Source organism: Thioclava sp. ES.031 (genome assembly GCF_002563775.1).
In the GTDB taxonomy this organism is placed as follows: Bacteria; Pseudomonadota; Alphaproteobacteria; order Rhodobacterales; family Rhodobacteraceae; genus Thioclava.
On sequence record NZ_PDJO01000001.1, the window covers coordinates 2,684,715 to 2,711,414 of the forward strand.

The 26,700-nt window shown below is 64.5% G+C and carries 23 protein-coding genes and 1 riboswitch; of the genes, 16 read left to right on the forward strand and 7 right to left on the reverse strand.

Annotation, left to right across the window (positions count from 1 at the left end; translation table 11 throughout):
* The 15 genes from AXZ77_RS12795 to AXZ77_RS12865 all read left to right on the forward strand — a co-directional run bounded on the left by AXZ77_RS12795 (position 1) and on the right by AXZ77_RS12865 (position 13,001).
* Entirely contained in the window at positions 1–897 is an 897-nt protein-coding gene (locus tag AXZ77_RS12795) for a LysR family transcriptional regulator (RefSeq protein ID WP_098411436.1), read from the forward strand.
* Between the two features lie 182 nt (positions 898–1,079).
* A complete protein-coding gene (locus tag AXZ77_RS12800; RefSeq protein WP_098411437.1) occupies positions 1,080–1,943 on the forward strand; it encodes an aldo/keto reductase in 864 nt (287 codons plus the stop codon).
* Positions 1,944–2,096: 153 nt separating this feature from the next.
* Entirely contained in the window at positions 2,097–2,858 is a 762-nt protein-coding gene (locus tag AXZ77_RS12805) for a carboxymuconolactone decarboxylase family protein (RefSeq protein WP_098411438.1), read from the forward strand.
* 11 nt (positions 2,859–2,869) lie between these two features.
* Positions 2,870–3,508 (forward strand): NADPH-dependent F420 reductase, encoded by a 639-nt coding sequence (locus AXZ77_RS12810; RefSeq protein WP_098411439.1) that lies wholly within the window; start codon positions 2,870–2,872, stop codon positions 3,506–3,508.
* A gap of 35 nt (positions 3,509–3,543) precedes the next feature.
* On the forward strand, positions 3,544–3,939 hold the full coding sequence (locus AXZ77_RS12815) for a cupin domain-containing protein (RefSeq protein WP_078601764.1): 396 nt from the start codon (positions 3,544–3,546) through the stop codon (positions 3,937–3,939).
* Between the two features lie 75 nt (positions 3,940–4,014).
* Entirely contained in the window at positions 4,015–4,695 is a 681-nt protein-coding gene (locus tag AXZ77_RS12820; protein WP_098411440.1) for a dihydrofolate reductase family protein, read from the forward strand.
* Position 4,696: 1 nt separating this feature from the next.
* Positions 4,697–6,049 carry an MFS transporter gene (locus AXZ77_RS12825; protein WP_098411441.1) on the forward strand — a complete coding sequence of 451 codons (1,353 nt, stop codon included), beginning with the start codon at positions 4,697–4,699 and terminating at the stop codon, positions 6,047–6,049.
* 77 nt (positions 6,050–6,126) lie between these two features.
* Positions 6,127–6,221: riboswitch (TPP riboswitch) on the forward strand.
* 61 nt (positions 6,222–6,282) lie between these two features.
* Positions 6,283–7,071 carry a hydroxyethylthiazole kinase gene (gene thiM / locus AXZ77_RS12830; RefSeq protein ID WP_098411442.1) on the forward strand — a complete coding sequence of 263 codons (789 nt, stop codon included), beginning with the start codon at positions 6,283–6,285 and terminating at the stop codon, positions 7,069–7,071.
* A complete protein-coding gene (gene thiE / locus AXZ77_RS12835; protein ID WP_098411443.1) occupies positions 7,068–7,679 on the forward strand; it encodes a thiamine phosphate synthase in 612 nt (203 codons plus the stop codon). Before thiM ends, thiE begins: the two co-directional genes overlap by 4 nt.
* Entirely contained in the window at positions 7,676–8,479 is an 804-nt protein-coding gene (gene thiD / locus AXZ77_RS12840; RefSeq protein WP_098411444.1) for a bifunctional hydroxymethylpyrimidine kinase/phosphomethylpyrimidine kinase, read from the forward strand. Before thiE ends, thiD begins: the two co-directional genes overlap by 4 nt.
* Complete coding sequence (tenA, locus tag AXZ77_RS12845) at positions 8,476–9,147, forward strand: thiaminase II (RefSeq protein WP_098411445.1); 672 nt, start codon at positions 8,476–8,478, stop codon at positions 9,145–9,147. Before thiD ends, tenA begins: the two co-directional genes overlap by 4 nt.
* Positions 9,148–9,291: 144 nt before the next feature.
* Entirely contained in the window at positions 9,292–9,948 is a 657-nt protein-coding gene (locus AXZ77_RS12850; protein WP_098411446.1) for a TetR/AcrR family transcriptional regulator, read from the forward strand.
* Positions 9,941–10,894, forward strand: a complete 954-nt coding sequence (locus AXZ77_RS12855; protein ID WP_098411447.1) for an HlyD family secretion protein — start codon at positions 9,941–9,943, stop codon at positions 10,892–10,894. Before AXZ77_RS12850 ends, AXZ77_RS12855 begins: the two co-directional genes overlap by 8 nt.
* Positions 10,891–11,871, forward strand: coding sequence for an ABC transporter ATP-binding protein (locus AXZ77_RS12860; protein ID WP_098411448.1), 981 nt, complete (start codon positions 10,891–10,893; stop codon positions 11,869–11,871). The genes AXZ77_RS12855 and AXZ77_RS12860 overlap by 4 nt, the downstream gene beginning before the upstream one ends.
* The gene (locus AXZ77_RS12865; protein ID WP_098411449.1) at positions 11,868–13,001 is read left to right on the forward strand and encodes an ABC transporter permease; all 1,134 of its coding nucleotides are present in this window, start codon (positions 11,868–11,870) and stop codon (positions 12,999–13,001) included. Before AXZ77_RS12860 ends, AXZ77_RS12865 begins: the two co-directional genes overlap by 4 nt.
* 141 nt (positions 13,002–13,142) lie before the next feature.
* On the opposite strand, the gene AXZ77_RS12870 is transcribed toward AXZ77_RS12865, so the two are convergent.
* Genes AXZ77_RS12870 through AXZ77_RS12880 form a run of 3 tightly spaced genes read right to left on the reverse strand, consistent with a single transcriptional unit; the run spans position 13,143 to position 14,806 of the window.
* Positions 13,143–13,745: a phage tail protein gene (locus tag AXZ77_RS12870; protein ID WP_369679779.1), complete on the reverse strand. Its 603-nt coding sequence runs from the start codon at positions 13,743–13,745 to the stop codon at positions 13,143–13,145.
* A complete protein-coding gene (locus AXZ77_RS12875) occupies positions 13,717–14,256 on the reverse strand; it encodes a phage tail protein (protein WP_098411451.1) in 540 nt (179 codons plus the stop codon). The genes AXZ77_RS12870 and AXZ77_RS12875 overlap by 29 nt, the downstream gene beginning before the upstream one ends.
* A gap of 37 nt (positions 14,257–14,293) precedes the next feature.
* Complete coding sequence (locus AXZ77_RS12880) at positions 14,294–14,806, reverse strand: phage tail protein (RefSeq protein WP_098411452.1); 513 nt, start codon at positions 14,804–14,806, stop codon at positions 14,294–14,296.
* Positions 14,807–15,649: 843 nt separating this feature from the next.
* On the opposite strand from AXZ77_RS12880, the gene AXZ77_RS12885 reads away from it, so the two are divergent.
* Positions 15,650–20,590 (forward strand): S-layer family protein, encoded by a 4,941-nt coding sequence (locus tag AXZ77_RS12885; protein WP_176536039.1) that lies wholly within the window; start codon positions 15,650–15,652, stop codon positions 20,588–20,590.
* Positions 20,591–21,001: 411 nt separating this feature from the next.
* Here AXZ77_RS12885 and AXZ77_RS12890 read toward each other — a convergent pair whose 3' ends face one another.
* The 4 genes from AXZ77_RS12890 to AXZ77_RS12905 are packed head-to-tail and all read right to left on the reverse strand — an operon-like array spanning position 21,002 to position 26,695.
* Positions 21,002–22,825: a TniQ family protein gene (locus AXZ77_RS12890; protein WP_098411454.1), complete on the reverse strand. Its 1,824-nt coding sequence runs from the start codon at positions 22,823–22,825 to the stop codon at positions 21,002–21,004.
* A complete protein-coding gene (locus AXZ77_RS12895; protein ID WP_098411455.1) occupies positions 22,825–23,802 on the reverse strand; it encodes a TniB family NTP-binding protein in 978 nt (325 codons plus the stop codon). Before AXZ77_RS12895 ends, AXZ77_RS12890 begins: the two co-directional genes overlap by 1 nt.
* Complete coding sequence (locus AXZ77_RS12900) at positions 23,799–26,018, reverse strand: Mu transposase C-terminal domain-containing protein (protein WP_098411456.1); 2,220 nt, start codon at positions 26,016–26,018, stop codon at positions 23,799–23,801. The genes AXZ77_RS12895 and AXZ77_RS12900 overlap by 4 nt, the downstream gene beginning before the upstream one ends.
* Positions 26,015–26,695: a hypothetical protein gene (locus AXZ77_RS12905; RefSeq protein ID WP_098411457.1), complete on the reverse strand. Its 681-nt coding sequence runs from the start codon at positions 26,693–26,695 to the stop codon at positions 26,015–26,017. Before AXZ77_RS12905 ends, AXZ77_RS12900 begins: the two co-directional genes overlap by 4 nt.
* Between the last annotated feature and the right edge of the window lie 5 nt (positions 26,696–26,700).

A 26,700-nucleotide genomic window follows, 5' to 3' on the forward strand; every position in this document is an offset into this window, starting at 1 on the left:
ATGCTGCGCGAAAATATCAACGATCTGATCGCCTTGGCCGCCGTCGCCGAAGAGCGCAGCTTCACCAAGGCCGCGGCGCGGCTCAACGTGTCGCAATCCGCGCTGAGCCATACGATCAAGGCGCTGGAGCAACGGCTGGGGCTGCGGCTGCTGACGCGCACCACGCGCTCGGTCGCGCCGACGCTCGAGGGCGAGGATCTTCTGGCCACGCTCAACCCCTGTTTCGAGATGATCGAAGCACGGCTGCGCGCCCTCGATGACGCGCAGGACGAGCCCACGGGCACGGTGCGCATCGTCTCGACCGATTACGCGATCGAGACCGTGCTTTGGCCGAAGCTCTCGCCGCTTCTCAAACAATACCCCTCTATCAATGTCGAGCTGGTGATGGATTACGGCTTCACCGATCTGGCCTCGGCGCAATGCGATGCCGGGGTGCGCTATGGCGACAGTGTGAGCGAGGGGATGATCGCCACCCGGATCGGCCCGGACGAGCGGATGCTCTGCGTCGGCGCGCCGTCCTATTTCGAAGCGGCTGGCGTTCCCCAGACCCCGCATGATCTAAGCGAGCATAACTGTATCAACCTGCGGCTGGCGACGCATGGCGCGCTCTATGCCTGGGAATTCGAGGATGCCGAGGGCCACGAGATCCGGGTGAAGGTCTCCGGTCAGGCCTGTTTCAACACGATCGGCCTCGTCCAGCACGCAGCGATAGACGGGCACGGGCTGGCGCTGGTGCCGGACCGACTCGCCGCGCCCCATCTGGAAAGCGGCGCCCTGCAAGCCTGCCTCGAGGAATATTGCCCCTATTTCCCGGGATTTCACCTTTATTACCCCAGCCGCCAACGCCCTTCTTCGGCCTTCGGCGCCGTGCTGGAAGCGCTGCGCGAGCGGAGTTGAACGGCTCCCTATTATCACGCCCGGGTGAATGAACGTGCGCATTCATGCTTGTCACTCATGAGTGCTATAAAAATTCCGCCGATTATCCTGAGGCGCAGCGCGCTCTAGATTGTAGGACATGAACCGAAGCCGTGCTCTTGAAAAATGGGGGGCGCGGCGCACTCCAATGCAAGGAGCCAGACATGATCCTGAACGAAACCCTTACCCTCCCCAATGGCGTCGAGATCCCGAAACTGGGCCTTGGCACCTGGATGATCGACGATGACAAGGTGGCCGATGCGGTGAAGGCCGCCGTCGAGATGGGCTATCGCCACATCGACACCGCGCAGGCCTATGGCAACGAGCGCGGCGTCGGCGAAGGCATCCGCAATTGCGGCGTTCCGCGCGACGAGATTTTCCTGACCACCAAGCTCGACGCGGGCATCAAGAACTATGCCGATGCGAAAGCCGCCATCGACGGCTCGCTCGAGACGCTCGGGCTCGACAAGATCGACCTGATGATCATCCACAGCCCGAAGCTCTGGACCGAGTTCCACGGTGACGATGGCTACTTCGAGGGCAACCTCGAGGCGTGGCGCGCGCTGGAAGAAGCCTATGAGGCGGGCAAGCTGCGCGCGATCGGCGTGTCGAACTTCGAGAAGGCGGATCTCAACAACCTGTTGGACAACGCAAAGGTCAAGCCGATGATCGACCAGATCCTCGCGCACGTGTCGAACACGCCCTTCGAACTGATCGACTACATCCAGAGCCACGGCATGGTCGCCGAGGCCTATTCGCCGATCGGCCACGGCCAGATCCTCGACAATGCCGAGATCAAGTCGATGGCCGAGAAATACGGCGTCAGCGTTCCGCAGCTCTCGATCCGCTACGTGCTGCAACTGGGCATGGTCGCGCTGCCGAAGACCGCCAATCCCGATCATATGCGCTCCAATGCGGCGCTCGATTTCGAGATTTCCGACGCCGATATGGAGGCGCTGAAATCGGTCGAAGAGATCAAGGATTACGGCGAGGCGAGCATGTTCCCCGTCTATGGCGGGCAGCTCTGAGCCAGACCATCGCACCGCCGGGCCTGTCCCGGCGGTGCCTCTCAAGCCTTTCGATGAATCTCGCTCATGAGTGACTTGGCTTGATGCGGCATTAACCTGAGTGCCGCCTACCCCATCTCTGAAGGACAAGATCAACCCGACAGGAGAGATGATATGAAAACCCGTTTTGCAGCTCCTGCTTTCGCCCTGATCGCGTCCTCGGCCTCCGGCGAGGCGCTCGATCGCACCATCCCCGACGCCGTTGGCCGCGCGGCCCCCGCGCTCGAGGCCTATTCCAGCAATGACCTTCTCGGCTCGGTCTGGACCGGCGAACAGCTGTCCATGCGGGACCGTTCGCTCGTAACCTTCGCAGCGCTGATGACCCGCCACGAGACCGGTAACCTCGAGCGTTTCGTCGAACTCGCACTCGACAGCGGCGTGACGCCTGCCGAACTGTCGGAAACCGTCACTCATCTCGCCTTCTACACCGGCTGGGGCAACGCCACCGCCGCGGCCGAGGCGATGGCCCCGGTCTACGAGGCCCGCGGGATCGCCGCCGACAGCCTTCCCGGCGCAGAGGTCGACCTGCTGCCGCTCGATGAAGAGGCCGAGGAATCGCGCGAGAATTTCGTGCGCGGCACCTATGGCGATGTCTCGATGGGCGTGGTCGACAATACGCGCGAGCTTCTGTTCCGCGACCTCTGGCTGCGTCCCGATCTCGCGCCGCGCGACCGCTCGATGGTCACCGTCGCGGCCCTGATCGCAGCGGGCCAGCCCGAGCAGATGACCTTCCACCTCAACCGTGCGATGGATAACGGGCTGACGCAGGAAGAAGCGGGCGCGATGCTCTCGCATCTGGCCTTCTACGCGGGCTGGCCGAAAGTGTTCTCCGCCCTGCCGGTGGCCAAGGACGTCTTCGAGAACCGCGCCGAATAAAGGACCCTGCCATGAAGATCGCCATTCTCGGATCGGGACTGATGGGCGCCAAGCTCGGACGGATCTGGGCGCAATGCGGCCACGAGCTGCGCTTCGCCTATTCGCGCAGTCCGGCCAAGCTGGACCGGCTCGCCGCCGAAACCGGCGGGCGCGCGACCAGCGTCGCCGAAGCGGTCGCGGATGCGGATGCGATCCTGCTCGCCGTGCATTGGAGCCGCATCGAGGATGTGCTGTCTCAGGCCGGTGACATGGCAGGCCAGGTGGTGCTCAACTGCTGCGTCCCGCTCGATGCGAGCAATAGCGATCTCGTGCTCGGCCCCAAGACCTCCGGGGCCGAGCAACTCGCCACGATGCGCCCCGATGCGCGCTGGGTGGCCACATTCAACACCTCTCCCTCCGAGAGCTTCGCCCCGGTCTTCGCCCGCAAGGGACAGGCCGACCCGCCGCAGCTTCTGATCTACGGCGACGACGACGGCGCGAAATCCGTCGCGCGCGGGCTGATCGAAGATATCGGCTTTGCGCCGCTTGAAGCGGGCGGGCTGCGCACCGGGCGTTTCGTCGAACCCTTTGCAATGGTCACCGCCGAGCTAGCCTATGGGCAACCCGGCGGTCCCGCCCTGACCTACCGTTTCGAAAAACTGCGCGGCTAAGCCCGCGCGCCCCTACCCAAGAAAGGAGTTTTCCCATGAAAATCATTCGTTCCGGCACCAACGCCTCGATGCAGGGCCCCGAAGACTGGTTCACCGGCACCGTCCGCGTCGACCCGCTGTTTCAGGCCGAAGAGCCCGGCCGCACCTCGGGCAGCCATGTCACGTTCGAGCCCGGCGCACGCACCGCATGGCACACCCACCCGGCGGGCCAGACCCTGATCGTCACCTTCGGGCGCGGCCGCGTCCAGCGCGAAGGCGGCCCCGTCGAAGAGATCAGCCAAGGCGATGTCGTGTGGTTCCCGGCAGGCGAAAAGCACTGGCACGGCGCCTCGTCCGAGACCGCGATGAGCCATATCGCGGTGCAGGAAAGCATCGACGGCTCGCCGGTCACCTGGCTCGAGAAAGTCGCCGACGAAGACTATAACGGCTGACCTTGAGGGCCGGGCCCGCGCGGCTCGGCCTTCTCTTTCGTTTTCCCAAGATTTTTCAAAGCACGAGGCCCCGCAATGCCCCGGCCGCATATCACTTGCCATATGATCACCACGCTCGACGGACGGTTGAAGACCGAAGGGTGGCCCTATTCCGAAGACGAATTGCTCACGATCTACGATGCCGTCGGCAGCCGTCTGGAGGGGCAAGGCTGGATCATCGGGCGCGCCTCGCTCGAAGGCTGGGTGCCGCATGTCGAACCGATGCTCGATCCTGCGCCGACCCCACGCCCCGATCGACTGGCGGATCTGGCGGGACGCACCCTCGGCGTCGTATTCGACCGCAAGGGGCGGCTCTTGCCGGATACGGACGAACTTGAGGGCGACCATCTGGTGATCGTTCTCTCCGAGCGCGTCGCGCAGGCGCATGTCGAGCGGCTGACAGAGCGTGGCATCTCGGTCGTGTTCGGCGGCCCCGACGGGGAAGACATCGAGGGCGCGCTGAGCCGCATCGCCGAGGGGTTCGGGATCGACCGGCTGCTTCTGGAAGGCGGCGGCACGCTGAACGGCACCTTCCTCGCCAAGGGGCTGATCGACGCGACCAGCACCCTGATCCTGCCGGTGATCGACGGCAATAGCGGCGCGCCTGCGATCTACGAACAAGGCACCGGCCCCGCGCAATCGCTGGAGCTGGTGCAGGCCGAGACGCTGGAGAACGGTGTCGTCTGGCTCCGCCATCGCGTGAGCAAGGACAGCTGAGATGCCCGTCACCCCGAAAGCCCCGCTCGCCATCGTGGCGCTCGCGACCATGCTATCACTCGTCGTCTTCACCCTGCCGCTGACCACGCTCGAGGCGATGACCGCATCGCTCGGGCTTGGCCCCGCGCAGCAGGCGTGGATCATGTCGGGGATGCCGCTGGGAGCCGCCTGCGGGCTTCTAATCGCAGGGGCCTTTGGCGATACGCTGGGGCGCAGGCGGACCTTCGTGGGCGGGCTGTGGCTCACCGCGCTCGCTTCCGTTGCCGCCGCGCTCGCGCCGACCGGTCTGTTCCTGATCGTCGCGCGTGTCGTGCAGGGGCTCGGCAGCGCCGGGATCATGGCCTGCGGCCTCGGGCTTCTGGGCCAGATCTACGAGGGCGAGCCACGCCGCCGCGCCGCCACAATCTGGGCCGCGGGCCTTGGCGCGGGCGTGGCGCTGGGGCCGATCCTCGCCGCGGCGCTGCTGCCGATTGGCGGCTGGCCGGCAGGGCATTGGGCGATCGCACTTGCCGCGACGGGTCTTGCGCTGAGCGCTTCTGCGCGCCTGCCAGAGAGCCCGCGCAGCCCGCATAGGGTCGACCTCACGGGCGGTCTGCTTCTGATGCTCGGCCTCGGCTGCCTGCTCTCGGCGCTGACCGAGTTGCGGCTGGGGGCCTTCGGCGTAGTCGGCTTGCTCGTGTTGGGCGCACTGGCCTTTCTGACCCTTTTCCTGCGCACCGAACGCCGCGATCCAAACCCGATCCTGCGGCTCGACCTCTTCGCCCATGCGCCCTTCACCGGCGCAACCCTCGCGGCGTTTGCGTCGGGCGCGGGTGTGCTTGCGCTGATGTCTCTGGTGCCGACCGTGCTGGTGCGCGGCATGGGCCAGACGCCACTCACGGCCGCTTTCGTCCTGCTCGCATGGTCCGCCCTGACCGTGATCGCCGCGCTCAACGCGCATCGCTTCCCCGCGCGCTGGGCCTCGCGCCAGCGCGTGATCGGCGGGATCGTCGGCTGCGGGCTCGGGCAGGCCCTGATGCTGCTCGCGACACCTGCGGCGAGTTGGGCGATCCTCGTGCCGGGGCTGCTGATCGCCGGGGTTGCGAACGGGGTCCTGAACGCCGCGCTGGGGCATGAGGCCGTGCAATCCGTCCCTCCCGAGCGCGCCGCGATGGGGTCGGCGGCCAACAATACCGCGCGCTATCTCGGCTCCGCCCTCGGGATCGCCTTGATCTCGGTGCTGATTGCCGGCCGCGATGGCGAGCGCTTCTTCGCAGGCTGGCACGAGGCGGTAGTGATGACCGTTCTGTTCAGCGCCTTGGGCGTGCTGTTCATGCTCGGCGCACCGAGGCTTGGGAAACAGCGCGCCGGTTGATGGCGCGAACCCGTCGCAAAACACCAACCTCACCTGACCCGGCTTGACGGGCGGCTCGGAGGGTGTCACCTCTTTGCACGAAGCGACAGGGGCGCTCGGGCAACCGGGCTGAGACGAACCCTTAGAACCTGAACCGGATAATGCCAGCGGAGGGAGGCGCGTGAGACGGTCAGGCGCAGTCCCGCCTTTGCCCCCTCGCACTCCTCTTGCTGCCCGCAGCCAAGGAGAGTGCGATGGAAGACCCCGGACAATATCTCGCGGAGATGCGGCAAAAAGCGCCGCTCGTTCACAACATCACCAACTATGTCGCGATGAACGTGATGGCGAATGTGCTGCTGGCCTCGGGCGCCTCGCCCGCGATGGTCCATGCGCGCGAGGAGGCCGCCGAGTTCGCCGGGCTCGCGCAGGCGCTCAGCATCAATATCGGCACGGTTTCGCCCGCCTGGGCCGAGGCGATGGAGGCGGCGGCCACGGTCGCGCGCGCGCAGGGCATCCCATGGGTGCTCGACCCTGTCGCGGTCGGCGCGACGGATTATCGGCGCGCGCTCGGGGCGCACCTCGTGGACCTGCGTCCAACGGTGATCCGCGGCAACGCGTCGGAGATCCTTGCGCTTGCAGGCGAGGCCGGCGCGGGGAAAGGGGCGGATTCCACCGAGAGCGTCGAGACCGCGGAAAGCGCCGCGCGGGCCTTGGCCCGTGTGAGCGGCGCCGTGGTAGCGGTGACCGGCGCGGTGGATTTCGTGACTGACGGCACGCAGGCCGCGCGGGTTGCGAATGGCCATGCGATGATGCCCCGCGTGACCGCTTTGGGCTGTTCGCTCACCGGTGTCGTCGCCGCCTTTCTGGCAGGCCAGCCCCGGTTCGAGGCGGTCGTCGCGGCGCTGGCCTATTTCGGGCTTGCGGGCGAACGCGCGGGCGCGATCGCCCAAGGTCCGGGCAGCTTTCAGGTCGCCTTCCTCGATGCGCTCCATGCGATTGACGCCGACGCGCTGAGCGCCGGAGCTCGGATCGAACCCGCATGATCCCGCCCATCTGTTTCGTCACCGACCCGGACGCCCCGCAGCCCGTGATCGCGCAGGCTATCGCGGCGGCCGAGGGCGGCGCGGGCTGGGTGCAGCTGCGCGACAAGACGCTCCCCGATGCGGAATTCGCAGCACTGGCCCGGACGTTGATCGAAGCGCTCGCCCCCTACGATGTCCCGCTGATCGTGAATGACCGGGTCGCGGTGGCCATCGAGATCGACGCCGCCGGGCTGCATATCGGCCAAAGCGATGGAGATCCCGCCGCGATCCGTCGCCGGATCGGGCCCGACACGATCCTTGGCCTCTCGATCGAGACCGAAGCACAGATCGGTGCCGTGCCTCCCGGCGTCGATTATCTCGGCGTCGGGCCGATCCATGCGACCGGCTCGAAGCCCGATCACGCCGCCCCGATCGGCCATGCGGGCTTTGCCGCGATCGCCGTACGCACGGACCTCCCCTGTCTCGCGATCGGCGGGATCACCGCCACCGACGCGCCTGCGATCCGCGCGGCGGGCGGTGCCGGTCTTGCCGTGATTTCCACCATCTCGCGCGCCCCTGACATGGCGCGTGCCACCCGAACCCTGCGCAGCGCATGGAGCGACCTATGACCCCGAATATTCTCACCATCGCTGGCTCCGACCCATCGGGCGGGGCGGGCATTCAGGCCGATATCAAGGCCATTTCTGCCAATGGCGGCTATGCGATGAGCGTGATCACCGCGCTGACCGCGCAGAATACGCGCGGCGTGCAGGCGGTCAGCCTGTGCAGCACCGGCCTGATCGCGATTCAGATGGCCTCGCTGCGCGACGACATCCGGATCGACGCGATCAAGATCGGGATGCTCGGCGATGCCGCGATCATCGAGACCGTGGCCGAGGGGCTGGCCGGGCTCGACTGTCCGGTGGTGCTCGACCCGGTGATGGTCGCGAAAGGCGGCGATCGGCTGCTGGCAGCGGCGGCAGTGACTGCGCTTCGCAACCTGCTGCCGCGCGCCGATCTGATCACGCCGAACCTGCCCGAGGCCGCCGATCTCCTGGGCTGCGCCGAGGCGACGACGCTCGAGGAGATGCGCGAACAGGCCCATGCGCTGCGCGCGCTCGGGCCGCGTGCGGTGCTGCTGAAGGGCGGGCATCTGCAGGGCGAACAAAGCCCAGACCTGCTGGTCACCGCGCGCGACGAAGTTTGGCTGAATGCGCCACGCATCGCGACGCGCAACACGCATGGCACCGGCTGCACCCTGTCCTCGGCGCTGGCGACGTGGCTCGGCGCGGGCCTTCCGCTTCCCGACGCCACCTGCCGCGCGAAGGCCTATCTGAGCGCCGCGATTGCCGGGGCCGATCGGCTGTCCGTCGGCTCGGGCCACGGGCCGGTGCACCATTTCCACGCCATACAGGAGGCAGGCCAATGAGCTTCACCCAAGACCTCGCGCAGGCGACCGCGCCGCTGCGCCGCCAGATCCACGACATGCCCTTCAATCGCGAACTTGCAGAGGGCCGCCTCGATCGGGAGATATTCCAAGGCTACATCATTCAGGACGCCCATTACCTCGAAGGCTTCGCCCGTGCGCTCGCACTCGCCGCCGCGAAGGCCCCCGATGCACCGACCGTCGCGCAGCTTTCAGGCTCGGCAGCAGGCGCGATCGCGGTCGAGCGGGAATTGCATGCGCATTACATGGGGCTGTTCGGCGTCTCGGCCGACGATTTCGCAAACATAGAGCCCTCAGCCGCCTGCGATCACTACGTGTCCTTCCTGCTGCGCAGTGCGACGACCGGCGATTTCCCCGAGGCGGTGGCGGCGCTACTCCCCTGCTTCTGGATTTACCGCGACATCGGTCGGGAAATTGCGCAGGTCAGCGGGGACACGAACCCCTATGCGGCCTGGATCGCGACCTATTCGGGCGAGGCTTTCGATCACAGCGTGGAACGGATGCTGGCGCTGACCGACAGGCTGGGCGCGCGTGCCGATGAGGCCACCCGCCAGCGGATGCACCGGGCCTTCGCCCGCAGCTGCTGGCATGAATGGCGGTTCTGGGACAGCGCTTACCACCGCGAAAGCTGGCGGCGGCCTGCGGCTTGAGCCCTGCCCCGGGCGGCCAGCCGTCTCGGCTGGTCGCTCAATGACATCAGGTCGCGCGAGCGCCGCGTCGCCCACCTCGCGCAGCCTGCCCATCGGCCATCTAAAACTCTTGCTACTGACTGACCGGTCAGTTACTTTCTCCCCATGACAGACCCCGACTCGCCCGAGCCCAAGTTTCGCCGTCGCGCAGAGGCGCGGCCTGACGAGGTGCTCGACGCGGCGCTCTCGCTCTTCGATGAAAAGGGTTACGCCCATACGTCGGTGGCGCAGATCGCCAAGACGGCGGGTCTCTCGAAGGGGGCCGTCTATCTCTATTTCCCGTCGAAGCAGGCGATCCTCGAAGGCTTGGTGCGCCGGGCGGTTTCCCCGATCGCCACGCGGGCGCAAGCGCTCGTCGAACCGACCCCCGATGATGCGCGCGCCACGCTGCGTGCGCTGTTCTCTCTGATCGCGACCTCGCTGGGGGATCCGAAAGTGCTGGCGGTCCCGAAGGTCGTGATCCGCGAGGCCGTCGTCGCCCCCGAGATCGCCGCGATGTATCGGCGCGAGGTATTCGACCACGTCCTGCCCGCGGCGACCGAAATCATCCGACAGGGCATCGCCTCGGGCCAACTGCGCCCGGTCGATCCCGAACTGACCCTGCGCTCGATCATCGGCCCGATCGTCGTGCATCTCCTGCTTGCGGAGATCTTCGGCATCGTGCCGGAGGACGGGCTCTCGCTCGATCAGTTGATCGAGAACCACCTCGACATTCTATTCCACGGCGTTTTCCTGTCACCGGAGGGTTCGACCGATGCTTGATACCATTGTTGCGTGGATCAGCGCCCTGCTCACCGCGATCATTCCCGGCTACGGGGACGCCCCGGTGCCGCATTACTCGGGCTATGTGGAGGGCGAATATGTCTATGTCGCCCCCTCGGTCACCGGACGCATCAAGACGCTTGCGGCGATCGAAGGCGACAGTGTGAAGGCCGATCAGTTCCTCTTCGACATGGATTCGACGAAACAGCAGGCGGCGCTGCGGGCTGCCGAGGCCAAGATCGGCACTGCCAACGCCAATCTCAACAACCTCGAAACCGGGTCGCGCGACCCCGAGATCGACGTGATCAAGGCCTCGCTGGAGCAAGCCATCGCCCATCGCAATCTCGCGGAATCCGCGCTCAAACGCACCGAGGATCTGTTCGCCCGAGAAATCGTCGCCCAGGCCAAGGTGGATGTCGACCGCGCAGCGCTCGAAGAGGCCGAGGCGCAGGTGGCGCAACTCAAGGCCCAGCTCGAAGTGGCGGCCCTGCCCGCGCGCAGCGCGCAGGTCCTCGCAGCCCAAAAAACGCTCGAGGCGGCACAGGCCGATGCCGATCTCGCCCGCTCGCAGCTCGACGACATGACGGTCACCGCCCCCGTGGCCGGTCGGATCGAGACGGTCTATTACAAGGCCGGTGAAGTGGCCGCAGCCGGGGCGCCCGTGCTGTCGATCCTGCCGCCGAATGCGCTCAAGGTCCTGTTCTTCCTGCCCGAGGCCGAGCGCGCGGATTTCGCCATTGGCGATCAGCTGGAGATGGAATGCGACGGCTGCGATCCGGGCATCAAGGTGACGATCAGCAAGATGGCCTCCGAGCCGCAATACACGCCCCCGATCATCTATTCGCGCGAAGAACGCTCGCGGCTCGTGTTCCGGGCCGAGGCGCGCATCCCGGCGGGCGCGTCGCTCCTGCCGGGCCAGCCGGTCAGCCTGAGGCGGATGAAATGAGCACGACAGCCGCCGACAGCGTGAGCACCCAGAGCGAGCCCGCGATCGTCGTCAAAGGGCTCACGAAGATCTTCAACGGCAAGAAGGTGGTGAACGCGGTCGATATGTCGGTGCCGAAAGGCGCGATCTACGGCTTCATCGGCCCCAACGGCTCGGGCAAGACCACCACGATCCGGATGATGTGCGCCCTGCTCACCCCCGATGGCGGCGAGGGTCACACCCTTGGCTACGATATCCACAAGGAGGCGCGCGCGATCAAGGAAAACGTCGGCTACATGACGCAGAAGTTCTCGCTCTATGGCGACCTGACGATCCGCGAGAACCTCGACTTCATGGCGCGGATGTATCGGGTGAAGGACCGCAAAAAAGTGGTGGACGAGACCCTGCGGACCCTCGGCCTCGAAGGGCGCGGCAAGCAGCTGGCGGGCACTTTGTCGGGGGGCTGGAAACAGCGTCTGGCACTGGCCGCCTGCATGCAGCACAAGCCCGCGCTCCTGCTTCTCGACGAACCCACCGCCGGAGTCGACCCGAAGGCGCGGCGCGACTTCTGGGACGAGATCCGCCAGCTCAGCAAGCAGGGCGTCACGGTGCTGGTCTCGACGCATTACATGGATGAGGCCGTGCAATGCGATTACATCGCCTATATCGCCTATGGGAAGAAGCTGATCGACGGCCCCGCGACCGAGATCCCGCATCAGGTCGGCCTGACGACATGGCGGGTCTCCGGCCCCGACTTGATCCAGTTGGAGGAAGAGCTGCGCGCCGATCCGCGCGTCGAACAGGTCGCGCGTTTCGGCGCCCAGCTTCATGTTTCCTCGACCGACAGTGCCGGGCTCGACGCGGTCGTCGCTGAAAAGAGCGGAGAGACCGACGCGCGCAAATGGGAGAAGAAAGAGGCCGAGCTTGAAGAGGTCTTCATCTACCTGATGGCGACAGCGGCCGACAATTTCGGTGTCAACGGAGGCCCCTCCGCATGAGCTGGTTCTCTTTGTCGCGTTTCGGAGCGGTGCTCTACAAGGAATTCATCCAGATGCGGCGCGACCGGATGACCTTCGCGATGATGATCGGCATCCCGATCCTGCAGCTGGTCATGTTCGGCTACATCATCAATTCCGACCCGCATCACCTGCCGACCCTGATCGAGATGGCCGATGAAAGCCCGGTGGCGCGTGCGGTGCTGTCGGGAATGGAGACCTCGGATTACTTCAAATTCGAGGGCATCGTGACCAGCGCCGAAGAGGGTGATCGCGCCCTTCGCGACGGCACGGCGAATTTCGTCGTGGTCATTCCGCCCAATTTCGAGCGCGACATCGTGCGGGGCCTGTCGCCGAAGCTGCTCGTCAGCGCCGACGCGTCCGACCCGACGGCCGTGGGCACCGCTGTCGGCGCGCTGTCGGGGATCATCGACACTGCGGTGAAACAGACCTTCCAGGGCCCCCTCGCCCCGGTCGCAGGCCAGCCCCCGCCCTTCTCGGTCGTGGTGCACAAGCAATTCAACCCGGCGAGCAAGACCTCGCTGAACATCGTGCCCGGCCTGATCGCCGTGATCCTCGCGATGACGATGGTGCTGATCACCGCGATCGCGATCGTGCGCGAGACAGAGCGCGGCACGATGGAGACCCTGATCGCGACGCCGGTCCGGCCGCTCGAGGTGATGCTGGGCAAGATCCTGCCCTATGTCGTGATCGGCTACATCCAGACCGTCGTTTTCCTGATCGCCGGGAAGCTTCTGTTCGGGGTGCCGTTCCTCGGATCGGGGCTGGCCTTCTTCATCGGCTTCAACCTCTATATCGTGGTGAACCTCGCCCTCGGCTTCCTGATCTCGACCCTCGTGCGCACCCAGATGCAGGCGATGCAGGCGAGCTTCATGACGATCCTGCCCACCATCCTGCTCTCGGGTTTCATGTTCCCCTACGCAGGCATGCCCGGCTGGGCGCAGGTGATCGGCTCGGCGATCCCCGCCACACATTTCCTGCGCATCGTGCGCAAGGTGATGCTCAAAGGCGCCCATCTGGCCGACATTACCGGCGACCTGCGCGCGATCGCCATCATCGGGGTGGTGATCATGCTGATCTCGATGCTGCGCTATCGACAGACGCTGGATTGAGCCCACTCGGCACGGCTTTCGGATCAGATCGGATCGAGTCACGCTCTCTCTCGGCCCCTCATCCCACGAAAAAGGGGCGCGCCGCTCTGCAGCCGCCCCTTTCGCTTGCAAACCGCGCGCCTCGCGGGGCGCGCAAATTTTTCAGTCGAAGCTCGGGTAGATGCCCTGCACGCAGATGCAATAGACGAGCCCGAGCGTCGGCTGGTCGTTCTCATGCGGTTGGCTGCCGCCAGTGGGCACGATCGCACCAGGCGCAAAGCTGGTCGCATCCTGGATCGGCGCGCCGGCATAACCATTGGCCCCGGTCGAGATCCAGGTATCGCCCGCAGCCGGCGCGGCACTCGCATCCGCGCCTTCGGGAAACACCGAAAGCGAATGCGAATGCGGCGGCAGATCGGCCTCGGTCAGCGTCACCGTTTCGCTACCCACCCGCTGGCCGAGCGCGCGCGGGGTCAGCCCCGGCCCCGCGCCCTGCCCTGCGACGACGCTCGAGGACAAACCACTGCCCCCGTTGAGATTGGGCAGCCCGAAGGTCGTGCGCCCGTCCCCGCCATAGGTCGTCCCGATCAACGAGTAGACCGCCGAGTATTGTGACATCGGCAAGACCTGCCCGTCACAAGGCATCCAACCCTGGGGGATGAAATTGTAGGGAAATGGCATGACCGTGCAAAGAATGGGGTCCATATCCTGTCCTTTCCGAAAAGACCGGGCTCGCTTACGAGCGCGAAGGGAAAATACCGTCATAGGCGATGCAGTAGTTCATCACCGTGGTCGGCATCATGTTCTGGTGCGGGTGGGACGCACCGCTCGACCCGATCGAGGCCGGGTTCAGCGTCGCGGGCGCGCCACCGGGCTGGGCCGCGTAGCGCGTGACACCAGCGCCATCTGCGGTCGCGAACTCGACCTCCGGGCCGGGCACGGCGGTCGCGTTGGCCGCCGGGCTCTGGCTCGACGCCTGGATCGCGTGGGAATGCGACGGCATCTCCGCGACGTTCAGCGTGACCGTCTCCTCCCCGACCTTATCGCCGACCTTGTAGACCGAAAGCCCCGGCGCGTGTCCCATGCCGAGCGGGATGCGCCCGCGCAGATCCGGCACCGCGAAACTCGAGATGCCGTCCCCGCCATATTGGGTTCCGATAAGCGCGAACAGCGCCTGATACTGGGCGATGTGCAACAACTGCCCCTGACAACTGAGCCAGCCGCGCGGCACACGCGTGAAGGCAAACAGCATGATCTGTCCGATAAAGGGTTCCATGAATATATCCTCTCCGTTCCGGCGGATCCGTTGCGCCTTACGAGCGCTGCGGGAAGATGCCCTGGAGGGCGATGACGTAATTGACGCAAAGCGAGGGCTGCATGTTGGGATGGGCAATGCCGCCGCCCGTGCGACCGATATTGGTCTGCGCCAGCGCGACAGGCGCCTCTGCGCTGCCATAGAGATTGCCAGCGGGAATGTTGCCCGAAGCGATCACCATGTCGTCGGGCGCGATCGGCGCGCGTCCCGCGATCGCCAATTGCGAGGCCACGAAAGGGTGGCTGTGGCTGGGCATCGTGGCGTCCGTGAGCGTGACCGCCTCGCTCCCCGGCTTTTGCCCGCGCGTCTGCATCGTGGCACCGCGCGGGCTGCGCCCACGAAGATCCGGAAGGCCGAACGTGGTCCGCCCGTCCCCGCCGAACTCGGTCCCGAGAAGCGAGAAAAGCGCCGAATTTTGCGCGACGCTCATCAACTGCCCATTACACAACGCCCAGCCTTGCGGCGCGAAATCGAAGGCTACGGGCATGATCATGCCCAGAAATGGTTCCATCGAAGTATTTCCTTAAATTCTCCTCTAAGGCGAGGCTATGGGCGAATATGTCCTCCGACAACTTACAACTAAGTGTTGTTATGCCATATTGACAAAACACCCAAACGGGAGCTCGCGCTGCGCGCGCGAGAGCGCTGCGGATGGCGCCAACGCCTCCCCGGGCACTGCGCTCTTCGCGCCACAGCCCTCTCGGCACGTTTCGGCAAGAGCCCGGCAATACGCGCTAAAGATTGACGAAAATTTCGGCGCGACATAGCGTCGCTGTCAGGGAGCAGAGACTCGCGCATTATTTTTTCAATTGCCCCACGGGGATTTTCAGACGATTTGCATTGATGCGTCCGAGCCGCGCTGCAATTTCAGTGGGGACGACAAGATATGTTCAGGGCATTGACGCTGAGCGGTCGCATTGCATGCGCCGTCAATCAGGCATCCAACCGGTTTTCTCGCATAACGCGAATTTCGACGCTTCGGATTTTCATTCTGCGACTTCTGGCGGGTGTGCTTCTGGCGAGCGCCGGGGCGAGCGCCTCTCTGGCCGCCTGCGGCACCGGCACGACGCTGTTATTGGACGGTGGGCAGGGTTCGACAAAGACGCTCGACGTGAGCTTGGAATGTCTCGATGTCCAATATGGCCTCTATGACGCGACGGGGATCAACGCGAACGGAGCGTATCCAATTCAGGGAACAGGCACCTTGAATGGGAATGACGTATCAGACCAGATCTTCACAGATTTGAGTTCCGGCGCTCAAGTGAAGATTCATCCGAACTTGGACAACCACAACAACACTTTATGGACATTCCCGACCTACACAATCACTCTTGTAACACCTCCAACGACCTATGTGGCCAGCGGCTTCAGCGTCCCCCTGTATTATGCGACGGGCATCTCGTCGGGCGGAAACAGCACAACCAATACCACCTACACCGTCACCTTCACCTTCCCGGTCCCCGCGACCGCGCCGGATGCGCCGACGAATGTCTCGGCCACGGCCGGCGATAGCAGCGCGCAGGTCAGCTTCTCCGCCCCGGCCTCGAATGGCGGCGACCCTATCACCACCTATACCGCGACCGCCACGCCGGGCGGGTCGACCGGCACCAGCACGACCGCCTCCCCGATCACGGTGAACGGCCTGAGCAACGGCACCAGCTATACCTTCACCGTCACTGCGACGAATTCCGTCGGAACGAGCCCGGCTTCCAGCCCCTCGAACGCGGTAACGCCGAAGGCGGCGCAGACGATCAACTTCAATAACCCGGGCGCGCAGACCTACGGCACCTCGCCGACGCTGAGCGCAACCGCTTCGTCCGGCCTGCCGGTCAGCTTCTCGTCCTCCACGGCGGGCGTCTGCACGATCACCTCGAGCGGCACCCTGACTTTCATCTCGACCGGCACCTGCACGATCGACGCCGATCAGGCGGGCAATGGCGCCTACAACCCTGCCCCGACCGTCACGCAGAGTTTCGCCGTGAACGCGGTCGTACCGGGCGCGCCGACGATCGGCACCGCGACGGCAGGCGATAGCAGCGCGCAGGTCAGCTTCTCCGCCCCGGCCTCGAATGGCGGCGATCCGATCACCACCTATACCGCGACCGCCACGCCGGGCGGGTCGACCGGCACCAGCACGACCGCCTCCCCGATCACGGTGAACGGCCTGAGCAACGGCACCAGCTATACCTTCACCGTCACCGCGACGAATTCCGTCGGAACGAGCCCGGCCTCCAGCCCCTCGAACGCGGTAACGCCGAAGGCCGCGCAGACGATCACATTCGCCAATCCGGGCGCGCAGGATTACGGCACCTCGCCGACGCTGAGCGCAACCGCGTCCTCCGGCCTGCCGGTCAGCTTCTCGTCCTCGACGACGGGCGTCTGCACCATCACCTCGAGCGGCACCCTGACTTTCATCTCGACCGGCACCTGCACGATCGACGCCGATCAGGCGGGCAATAGCGCCTATAACCCTGCCCAGACCGTCTCGCAGAGTTTCACCGTGAACGCGGTCGTACCGGGAGCGCCCACAATCGGCACCGCGACGGCGGGCGATAGCCAAGCCGAGGTCAGCTTCACCGCGCCCGGCTCCGACGGCGGCGCGACGATCACCGGATACACCGTGACCTCCACGCAGGGCGGGGTTACCGGAACCGGGACCGGCTCGCCGATCACGGTTACAGGCCTCACGAATGGCACCAGCTACAGCTTCACCGTCACCGCGACCAACTCTGCGGGCACCGGTCCGGCCTCCAGCCCCTCGAATTCGGTGATCCCGAAGGCCGCACAGACGACCACCTTCACCAACCCGGGCGCGCAGACCTACGGCACCTCGCCGACGCTGAGCGCAACCGCTTCGTCCGGTCTGCCGGTCAGCTTCACGTCCTCCACGACGAGCGTCTGCACGATCACTTCGAGCGGCGCACTGACATTCGTCTCAGGGGGCATCTGCTCGATCAATGCCGATCAGGGGGGCAATGGCACTTATCAGGCAGCCCAAACCGTCACGCAGAGCTTCTCGGTCGACCCGACCACGGCCCCGCCGCCCACCAATGTCACGGCCGTCGCCGGCGTCGAGAGCGCCACGGTCAGCTTCACCCCGCCCACCGATACCGGGGGGGCGCCGATCCAGGATTACACAGTGGTGTCTTCTCCCGGTGGCAAGACCGCGACTGGCACCGGCACGTCGATCGTAGTCCCCGGGCTGACCGCCGGTACACCTTATACCTTCACGGTCAGCGCCGATAACGGCCATGGATCGGCCGGGTTCTCGGCCCCCTCGAACAGCGTCACGCCGACGGCGGGCCAAACCATCAGTTTCGCCAATCCGGGCGCGCAGGATTACGGCACCTCGCCAACGCTGAGCGCAACCGCGTCCTCCGGCCTGCCGGTCAGCTTCTCGTCCTCGACGACGGGCGTCTGCACCATCACCACAGGTGGCGCACTCACCTTCGCCTCGACCGGCACCTGCTCGATCGATGCCGATCAGGGGGGCGATAGCACCTATAACCCTGCCCCGACCGTCACGCAGAGCTTCGCCGTGAACGCGGTCGTACCGGGCGCGCCGACGATCGGCACCGCGAAGGCGGGCGATAGCCAAGCCGAGGTCAGCTTCACCGCGCCCGCCTCCGATGGCGGCGCGACGATCACCGGATACACCGTGACCTCCACGCAGGGCGGGTTCACCGGATCCGGGACCGGCTCGCCGATTACGGTAACGGGGCTCACGAACGGCACCAGCTACAGCTTCACCGTCACCGCGACCAACGCTGCGGGCACCGGCCCGGCCTCGACCGCGTCGAACAGCGTCTCGCCGCTGGCGGCGCCGACCGCGAATGCCGTGAGCCTCACCGCAGGATATGCCTCGACCGACAACGCGGTGCCGCTGAATTTCTCCGGCGGCGCGGCGACATCGGTCACGGTCGCCTCCGGGCCCAGCCACGGCTCGACCAAGGTGAGCGGCACCGCGATCAGCTATACGCCCACGGCGGGCTATCACGGCGCGGACAGCTTCACCTATACCGGCACGAACGCGACGGGCACCTCCGCCCCCGCGACCGTCACGATCACCGTCTCGGCGCCCACCTTCACCGTCACGTCGGGCGCGCTGTCGGATGGGCAGGTCGGCACGAGCTACTCGGCCACGCTGAGCGTCTCGGGGGGCACCGGGCCCTACAGCTTCGACCAGCCCCCTGCGAGCGGCTCGCTGCCGCCGGGGCTGTCGCTCTCAGCCACCGGCACGCTCAGCGGCACGCCCACGGCCAATGGCAGCTACAGCTTCACCGTAAGCGGCCATGATGCCAGCACGCCGAATGCGAGCTTCCAAAGCGCCACGATCACCATCGCGATCCAGCGCGCCGCCCCCACGATCACCGCGATCAGCCCGGCACAGGGCTCGGCCAGCGGCGGCACCTCGGTCACGCTGACAGGGAGCGATTTCACCGGCGCGACGGCAGTCAGCTTCGGGGGGACGCCCGCGAGCGGCTTCACCGTCGATTCCGACAGCCAGATCACCGCGACCGCGCCTTCGGGCACGGGCACGGTGCATGTGAGCGTGACCGCGCCGGGCGGCACCTCGGCGGCCACCAGCGCGGATCAGTTCGCCTATCTGTCGAATGTCGCGACGCTCTCGGCGCTGAGCGTGAGCCACGGCACTCTGAGCCCCGGGTTCAGCTCGGGCACGAGCGGCTATTCAGTAGACCTGCCCTATGGCACGGGCTCGATCACCGTCACGCCGACGGCCACGGATAGCGGCGCGAGCCTCACCGTGAACGGCAATGCGACCGCCTCGGGCAGCGCCTCGGCGCCGGTCTCTCTGGCGACGGGGGCGAACACGATCACCGTGGCAGCCACCGCAGCCGACGGGATCGCGACGCAGAGCTACAAGATCACCGCCACCGTGGCGCGCCAGACCGATACGATCACCTTCACCCCGGTCAGCTCTCCGGTGCGGATCGGCAGTGCGCCTTTCGCAGCAACCGCGACGGCGAGCTCCGGCCTGACCGTGACGCTGAGCAACGCGACGCCGTCGGTCTGCACGCTCAGCGGCGCTGTGGTCACGCCGGTCGCGGCGGGTAGCTGCCAGATCACCGGCACGACCGCCGGCAATGCGAGCTACGCGCCAGGCAGCGCCACGCTGACGGTTCTGGTCGAGGTGGCCCCCGATCCGACACAGGATCCGGATGTGATCGGGATCGTGACTGCGCAGAACACGATGGCGATGCAATTCGCCCGCACGCAGATCGGGAACTTCTCCTCGCATCTCGAAGCGCTGCGCGACGGCAATGGCCTGCGCGACAGTTTCGGCGCGCGTCTGGGCTTTCCCAGCGTGACCCGCGCGCGCGGTTTGGCCGACCCGGTCGATCCGTTCGAGGAAAAGACCGGCGGCACGCCCGCGCCGAGCCGAGGGGCCACGCGTGGCACAGCTGCTGCGCCGACGCCATACGTCTCGACCAGCGGCACCTCCGAGAACCTGTTCGGCCCGAGAACCGCGATCTGGACGGCGGGCACGCTGAACCTGACGAAGGACGGCGCAATCGACCTCCATAGCAACGGGCTCAGCGCGGGTCTCGACTACCAACCCAGCGCGGATGCGATCCTCGGGCTCGGGCTCGGCTATGGCAACGGGCGCTCGGATATCGGCAGCGATGGCTCGAAGACCAGCGGGCATAGCGTGAACGCGGTGGCCTACGGAACCTTCCGCACCGGCGAACGCGGCTTTGTCGATGTGCTGGCGGGCTATGGCACGCTGGGCTTCGACAGCCGCCGCGCGATCTCCGGCGGGCCGGATATGGCCTACGGTTCGCGCGATGGCTCTCAGGTCTTCGCACAGGTCCGCGCCGGGATGGAGTTCCGTCAGGATAACTGGATGCTCTCGCCCTATGCGGGGATGCAGGTGATCTCGGGGCATCTGAATGCCTTTACCGAGCGCACTGCGGACCCGGCCGATGCGCTGAGCTTCGACCGCCAAAGCTTCGGCTCGACCCAGCTCGACTTCGGCCTGCGCGGCGGCTTCACCCGAAAAACGAGCTTCGGGACGGTCTCGCCGAACTTCCGGCTGGAATATAACCGGGTGATGAACCGCGATATCGCCGCGGGGATGAGCTATGCGGATCTGGTGAACGGTTCGCAATATGTGCTGAACCTGCCGCAATCCGATCAGGACCTGCTGACGATCGGGCTGGGCACGAATATCGCCTTCGAGGGGGGCACGCAGCTCAGCATCGACCTGCGCAACACCTCGGGGTCGAACAGCCACAGCAACAGCATCTCGCTGAGACTGTCCAAGCAGTTCTGAAGCGGGAGACAGCCGAAAACCAAACGGGGCGAGGATATGCATCCTCGCTCCGTTCCTGTTTCAGCCTGACGCCTTGGGATCAACGATAGACCAGCTTGGGCAACCCATGCGCAGGCTTATGCTTTCGCCTGCGCACTCATTTGCTTTTTCTGGTATCGGGACAACCGTTATTTGGCCATTCAGATAACCTAAGTGTTTGATTTTATTCATCCCAAAATGGAACCCGGCCAATACGTTGTCCATTCTGCAGTCGAAAGACGTCCATTTCCTTCGGCGCGAATAGGTCGTTTTCGAAGACACTAACCGCGTTCTTGGGAGTGATCTTTTTCTAAAGAACGAAACAAAAAAAGACCACCCGAACGGGCGGCCGTTGAAACTCGACAGTATGACTGGCCGGTAAGGCCCCTTTTGTTAAGTAAACAGATCCGTCTTCAAATCGCGGGTCCGGTAGAAATTTTCACCGACTTCTTCCCCCAACAATGCAGGTTGAACGCCACGGCGCTTCAGCCGACTTGCCACCTCCCAAAGCTGAAGACCATGCAACTCGGCAAGCCTTGCCGGATGGATGAACCGATCTTTGAAATCCTCAACCACAGCCGGGTCGAACCACAGGATTCTGTGTTCGTCGTCCGGGCCGACGATCCAGTTGACGGCAAGGCTCACCTCTTCCGGGCACCGATCGACCAGACGCCAGAGGATGTTCCGCGAGATCTTGAGCGCAGCGAACGCTTCCATGGCCGAAAGACCCTTCGAGCAGGTTGCCCTATGCCGTTTGACCTCTGCCGGGTCCACGCGAACCGCGGCGATCCCGTCCTGACCAGCCAGGCGAAAGACGCGCTCGAGGAAGCCGCCAAGGATCATGTGCACCACAGTGACGGCCGGCACCTTGGCTTTCTCTGCGGCTTTCGAGACCGGCACCAGCCCGTCGTTTTCGGAATCCAGCTCGACCGCCTTCGCATGTAGCTTACCAACCAGCATGGCAATCTCATCGCGATCCACGGCCTTCTGGGTCCGCCCCTTCGTTCCCGGCCTCCCGTAGTAGATGGGAGTGAGCATCCGATCAGCAAAAAGCTGATCAACCAAGGGCCGCGCACAAGCCAACACGTCGGGCAGCGAGCTGACATTCACTATCCGTTTCACGCGACTGGCTACGTCACGCCCCTTTTGCAACGGGATCGGGTAGTGGGCGGGTGCCTTCTCCGGGATCAGACTCGCAGCAACCAGCACGTCACGCAGGGTCCGAGAGTCGAGGTTTTCATCCTTCGCCAGCGACGCGACCGTGTGAAGGCAGCGCTCGGGGAGCGTGACACCCAAAACCTTGGTTCCGGCTGGCATGGCGATATTCTCGATGACGATGTCGCGCAGGATGCGTGCGATGTCACCGGGTTCCTTGAGTGACTTCGAATGGGCCAAGGCATTATAGAAACAGCCGAAGATCTTGCGAGCGCCCGGCGTACCGGACGCATCGTCGAACTTCCGAAACTGCGCCTCCAAAGCTTCCCGAATGCCTTCTTCGCCGCGCGACGTGAATTCGAAGCCAATGCTCCCGGCGTGATCCCAGTCGTCTGCTTCCAGCTCCGGAAGTTTCTGTGTCGGCCCGTAAGCGACGAGCACGCCCAGAAGCTCCGTCGCCCGGACCGCCTGCTCCAGTGTTTGCGCATCCAACCATTCGGGACCAGCCTTCCCGTTGAGACGACGGATGACATATTCTTGGTGTGGCGAGACCGAGCGTGGCTTCGCTTTTTTGATAAGGGCCTGAAGGTCTTCGCCGCGCTCAGGTACGATATATTCAAGCTCATGGAAGACGTCATCCCAAGGCCCCTTAGCTTGCCGCACGAGCGGAATACCATGGCGAGAGCATGTCCGCACAACCGATAAAGACCATTCCCAATGGCCGCGACGCCAGCCAGACCGGTCATCCTCTGCGAGGCACGCCGGACAGAAGACGGTGTGGGGGTTTGCGAGAAACTCTGCGGCGACCAGCTCGCCCCGAAGATCGTAGGTCCGCTTCCCGACAGGAACGGCCGCATTGGCGCGCAAGTCACCAAGGGCAACACCCGAGAGATCAGCCAGAAGGCTGAGTGCCTCATCCTTGTTGGCAGCCATGTCTTGCGGCTCGATTCCAAAGTCCTTCAAGAACTGAACCAGCCGACCACCGGTATGAACCCCGGCGAGCCGCGCCGCATAGGACAAGGGACTTTCCTGCGGGTCAAAGGGGATCTGGGGCGCGAGCATCACAGGGCTTCTGCCCAATTCAGCTGCGCCTCACCCAGATCGATTTTTGCCCAGTGACGAGCAAGGAAGACGTTCTGGCCTATGCTGCAGCCTTCCTGCATGCCCCAGCTCTCGGCGAAATGGTTAATGGTCAATACATCGGCATCCTCAAGAGCCGCAGCTTCGAGGGCCGCGAGGATGTTTTCGATGCAGCGGCCGAAACGGTTCCGGCTCGCATAGACGAGCCGATCCACGAGATCCTCATTCGACGGCGCACGCATACCGACGGCATCGCAGAAACTGGCGATGACCTTGGTGAATGCCTTGCGGTCGGAATGCGGCGAAACGTCGGCGAGCGGCAGCCGCCAATATCGGCGGGTGACCTGCGCATCGCAGGACGCGATCTGCCAGAGGCTTTCGATACCACTCAGCACCACACTAACCGCACCGTCCCCTTGCATCAGGTTGCGCAGAATCTTCAAGGAGACGTCGACTTTGTACTTGCTGCCCGCACCGAACAGATCATGTGCCTCGTCGATCCAGAGGACGGTGGTGCCGCGCAATTTGAAATGGTGTCGCACCTTGCGGGTAATTTCGATTTCGGTCTCGGACCGGCGCGACACCGAAGGATACCCACTCGCTTTGAGAATCTCGAGCCCGAGGCTCTTCGCTGTCGACGGGCTTGGAACCCGTACCCCGACCCAAGGCTGATGCGCCGCATCGCGCGGTTGCAGGGCCGGATGGGTCTTGAGGCCATGAAGGACGAGCGAGGTCTTGCCTCCGCCAGCGGGCTCCACGACCGCGATGCCACGTGCATCGCCAGCCTTGTTGAAAAGACGAGGCTTCGGAAGCAGGTTACCCTGCTCATCGCGCTGCAGCAGCCGGTCCAGGTAACTCCGGAACTGAGCGTCCCGCGGGGTTGAGAGGTACTTGTCTCGCAGCCGATCCACGGCTGCGAGCTTCGCGTTGATGGAGAGAGTTGATGCACTCATGGTCATTCGTCCTCCAGGGTCCAATGGTCGCCGTCGCCAGCCGCATCGGCACCATCGACGGGCTGATGTTCCGGAAATTGGATCGGGCCGAGTTTGCCGGAAGCAGAATCTTCCGCACTGGAGTGATTTTCATCGGTGGGGTCGCCTGAAGGGGTGAAATCGGCCGTGGCAAGGCGGGTCCCCCATTCATCCCGGCCCCCGTCACAGGGGTTCTCAGGCTCCGTCTCCGAGGTATTGAACCCGATGAACAGGCGGTCTTCCTCGTAGTCCATGCGTTTCTCGGACCAGTCTTCCATGATGAGCCCGACACGGGTCATGGCAGCGCTGTTGGTTTCCTTGATGAAGTCCAGCGCCTGGCGGACGACCGCGAAGTTCACTTCGGCGTTGCGCGCGTTCTGGGCCCGGATTTCTGCTGCGGCATCCACCCACTCCTGGGCAGAGACGCCCTGATACCGATCGAATACGGCGGGAATCTCGAACCACCGCCCATTCAGTTCGGCCCAGATGGCGCCAATATCCTCGGGATACCACCGGATCGCGACCTTGCGCTCCTGCGTACTGTTCATGAACCGTGCCAGGACTTCCGAGTGATAGCGGATCCCCAGGATGGTGATGCCCTGGCGATTCACGGTGCGTTCTCGGTCTTGGCCGAAAATCAGGCGTCGGCGGCCGAGGTCAGGGGGCGGCTGCACACCGAATTTCTCCACCAACCGGTTCCAGCAGTCCAGCGGCGTCTCGCCGTTCAGCCCGCCATGCGGAGTACGGTGGTAGACGTCGACGATGTAGCGGACCAGGACCGAGCAGCACTCCTCCGGGTTGAGCGCGGCACGTTTCACTGAGTCGTAATCGCCCCGCTCGACGACGTTGCTGAAGGTGCGCCCGCTCAGCCGAGGCATGAGCTGGGTCGCGAAAGTGCCGAAAACGCGTTCGATCGTGCCTTTGGCTTCCGGATTTGCAGCGGCGCAATACTGCAGTGTGATGCCGAGATCGGACACGCGTGCTTGTACAAGGCTCGAGATGTTGTAGCTCGCGCAGTCGGTCACGATGACCGACGGCCAGCCAAACTGGTTCCACGGCGTGAGAGCGCCGCAGGCATCTCCCCAGACACCCTTGTCGCGCATCATAATCTCGATGACCCGAAGCGCGCTCTGAGAATTCGGCTGCCTGGAGACGACCATCCCGACGATGCAGCGCGTCGCACAACAGATGGCCACGGTGATCCACCACCGCGCCTTCTTCTTGTCCAGACCGAGGGCCTTCTTCTCCTCTTCGGTCAGGTGATGGAACAGCCCGCCTTCGGCCATGAGAGTGATGGCGTCGACTTCCCACTCATCGAACTCAACACGCTGCATCGGGCGCGTGATATCCAGCCCCATGCCGACCGGGGCGAACTGCCGGTTTGCAGCCTCCCGCCCCTTCCGGGTCAGGGTCACGTGGAAAGGGTTGAGCTTCCGGATCGCCTGCCGCACGGTTTCACGGGACGGGCAGACTATTTCCGGTTCGCCTGCGGCACGACGCCGATCATTCTCCTTGTGGAAGGCGGTTTTTACCTCTTCGAAAATGGAGGACTGCGACGGGCGTTGGTCGTCGAGATACTTACTCACCACCTTGCCCATGATCATGAGTTCATCTGCCGTCATCCGGCGGTCCCGATTACCGCGCTCGGTGTTCCGGTCATAAAGGCCTGCCAGACCGAAACGCCGTTCCTTACGCTCCCATTCCAGCACGGTCTTCGCGCCAAGCTTTTTCGGCACGGAGAAAGTGTCATCTTCCTCGTCGGACTCGCCCTCTTCGAGAATCTCGCCAGCACGAAACCTAATAGCTCGCAGGTGAGGTCTGATAGATGTCGCAGTCCGGGTGATATTATTGGACTCGTCATCCAGTAACTCACGGAATGCGCGGACCACGGCCAGACGCATGGCCGCTTTCTTCTGAATCTTGGTGTTCTTCAGCGAGAGAAGCTCACTACTCGGCAGAATACGCTGGCGCAGATGCTCAGGCTGATGCTCATTCGGAATGCACTTGAAATTTCCGACCGTTAAGTAGCGGCTGATCTCGGCATTGGTCATGACTTGTGGCACGCCCTCGCCCGTCACTCTGACGAACATGTGGCCGTTTTCGCGGGTCTCGAAGTAGCGGAAAGGCTGACCCCCGATGGTAATGCCATCGTATTTCGAAAAGGAGAACTTGGGCTGAACGGGGCTGGGTTTGACGGCGATCATTTGGACATCCTCCGGCGGACATAAGCTTCGTGCGTGATGGGCACGTTGAGAGTGAGTTCGAGTTCGTGAGAGCGGAGCAGGCGAACCACGGCGCGGAAGCCGCGCGCGCCGAGGCCAATGGCATCGACCAGATCTTGGACCCGGACAGCCCCGACGATCTCGCCGAGGAGCCTCCGTGCGATGGCGTCAGCATCAGGATCGGGACGACGCATCTCGTGCATTAACTCGGCATTGAAGTATTCCACGGGGTCGATGTCGCGTTCGGTCATCACCACGACCTGATCCGCGAAACTCCGAGGAACCCGAGCCGCGACGTCCGCAAGCTCATCCTGAACCTTGGACTGGTTGCGGCGATACTCCGACTTCACCATGATCGCGACGCGTTTGCCGTCGGCCATCAGAACGCGGAAGTCGAAGAAGTGGTTGCCTTTTGCCCCGTCGGGCTTGACCCACTTGAAATGCACCTGGCTTTCAATCCAGGCCACTCCCGGGCGGGCGAGAAGGACAAGCTTCCACTTCATTTCGGTGTTACTGTCGTAACCCACGGTATACCCCTCATCGGGGCCGGAAGTTATCTGCCCGCTTTGGTGTTCGCGGGCGCCGACGGCCGTTTTCCGTGCAAGATGCACGCGCTCCGGCATCGTGATCCCGCCATCTGGCATCTTCATCATGCTCATATTCC

Bases quoted from the DNA above. Each gene is read 5' to 3' on its own strand.
- AXZ77_RS12905 (WP_098411457.1), bottom strand. From the start codon at position 26,695: ATGAGCATGATGAAGATGCCAGATGGCGGGATCACGATGCCGGAGCGC.
- AXZ77_RS12810 (WP_098411439.1), top strand. From the start codon at position 2,870: ATGAAGATCGCCATTCTCGGATCGGGACTGATGGGCGCCAAGCTCGGA.
- AXZ77_RS12800 (WP_098411437.1), top strand. From the start codon at position 1,080: ATGATCCTGAACGAAACCCTTACCCTCCCCAATGGCGTCGAGATCCCG.
- AXZ77_RS12860 (WP_098411448.1), top strand. From the start codon at position 10,891: ATGAGCACGACAGCCGCCGACAGCGTGAGCACCCAGAGCGAGCCCGCG.
- AXZ77_RS12855 (WP_098411447.1), top strand. From the start codon at position 9,941: ATGCTTGATACCATTGTTGCGTGGATCAGCGCCCTGCTCACCGCGATC.
- thiM (WP_098411442.1), top strand. From the start codon at position 6,283: ATGGAAGACCCCGGACAATATCTCGCGGAGATGCGGCAAAAAGCGCCG.
- AXZ77_RS12850 (WP_098411446.1), top strand. From the start codon at position 9,292: ATGACAGACCCCGACTCGCCCGAGCCCAAGTTTCGCCGTCGCGCAGAG.
- AXZ77_RS12825 (WP_098411441.1), top strand. From the start codon at position 4,697: ATGCCCGTCACCCCGAAAGCCCCGCTCGCCATCGTGGCGCTCGCGACC.
- AXZ77_RS12880 (WP_098411452.1), bottom strand. From the start codon at position 14,806: ATGGAACCATTTCTGGGCATGATCATGCCCGTAGCCTTCGATTTCGCG.
- AXZ77_RS12815 (WP_078601764.1), top strand. From the start codon at position 3,544: ATGAAAATCATTCGTTCCGGCACCAACGCCTCGATGCAGGGCCCCGAA.
- thiD (WP_098411444.1), top strand. From the start codon at position 7,676: ATGACCCCGAATATTCTCACCATCGCTGGCTCCGACCCATCGGGCGGG.
- tenA (WP_098411445.1), top strand. From the start codon at position 8,476: ATGAGCTTCACCCAAGACCTCGCGCAGGCGACCGCGCCGCTGCGCCGC.
- AXZ77_RS12795 (WP_098411436.1), top strand. From the start codon at position 1: ATGCTGCGCGAAAATATCAACGATCTGATCGCCTTGGCCGCCGTCGCC.
- AXZ77_RS12805 (WP_098411438.1), top strand. From the start codon at position 2,097: ATGAAAACCCGTTTTGCAGCTCCTGCTTTCGCCCTGATCGCGTCCTCG.
- AXZ77_RS12865 (WP_098411449.1), top strand. From the start codon at position 11,868: ATGAGCTGGTTCTCTTTGTCGCGTTTCGGAGCGGTGCTCTACAAGGAA.
- AXZ77_RS12900 (WP_098411456.1), bottom strand. From the start codon at position 26,018: ATGATCGCCGTCAAACCCAGCCCCGTTCAGCCCAAGTTCTCCTTTTCG.
- AXZ77_RS12895 (WP_098411455.1), bottom strand. From the start codon at position 23,802: ATGACCATGAGTGCATCAACTCTCTCCATCAACGCGAAGCTCGCAGCC.
- AXZ77_RS12890 (WP_098411454.1), bottom strand. From the start codon at position 22,825: ATGCTCGCGCCCCAGATCCCCTTTGACCCGCAGGAAAGTCCCTTGTCC.
- AXZ77_RS12875 (WP_098411451.1), bottom strand. From the start codon at position 14,256: ATGGAACCCTTTATCGGACAGATCATGCTGTTTGCCTTCACGCGTGTG.
- thiE (WP_098411443.1), top strand. From the start codon at position 7,068: ATGATCCCGCCCATCTGTTTCGTCACCGACCCGGACGCCCCGCAGCCC.
- AXZ77_RS12870 (WP_369679779.1), bottom strand. From the start codon at position 13,745: ATGACGGTATTTTCCCTTCGCGCTCGTAAGCGAGCCCGGTCTTTTCGG.
- AXZ77_RS12820 (WP_098411440.1), top strand. From the start codon at position 4,015: ATGCCCCGGCCGCATATCACTTGCCATATGATCACCACGCTCGACGGA.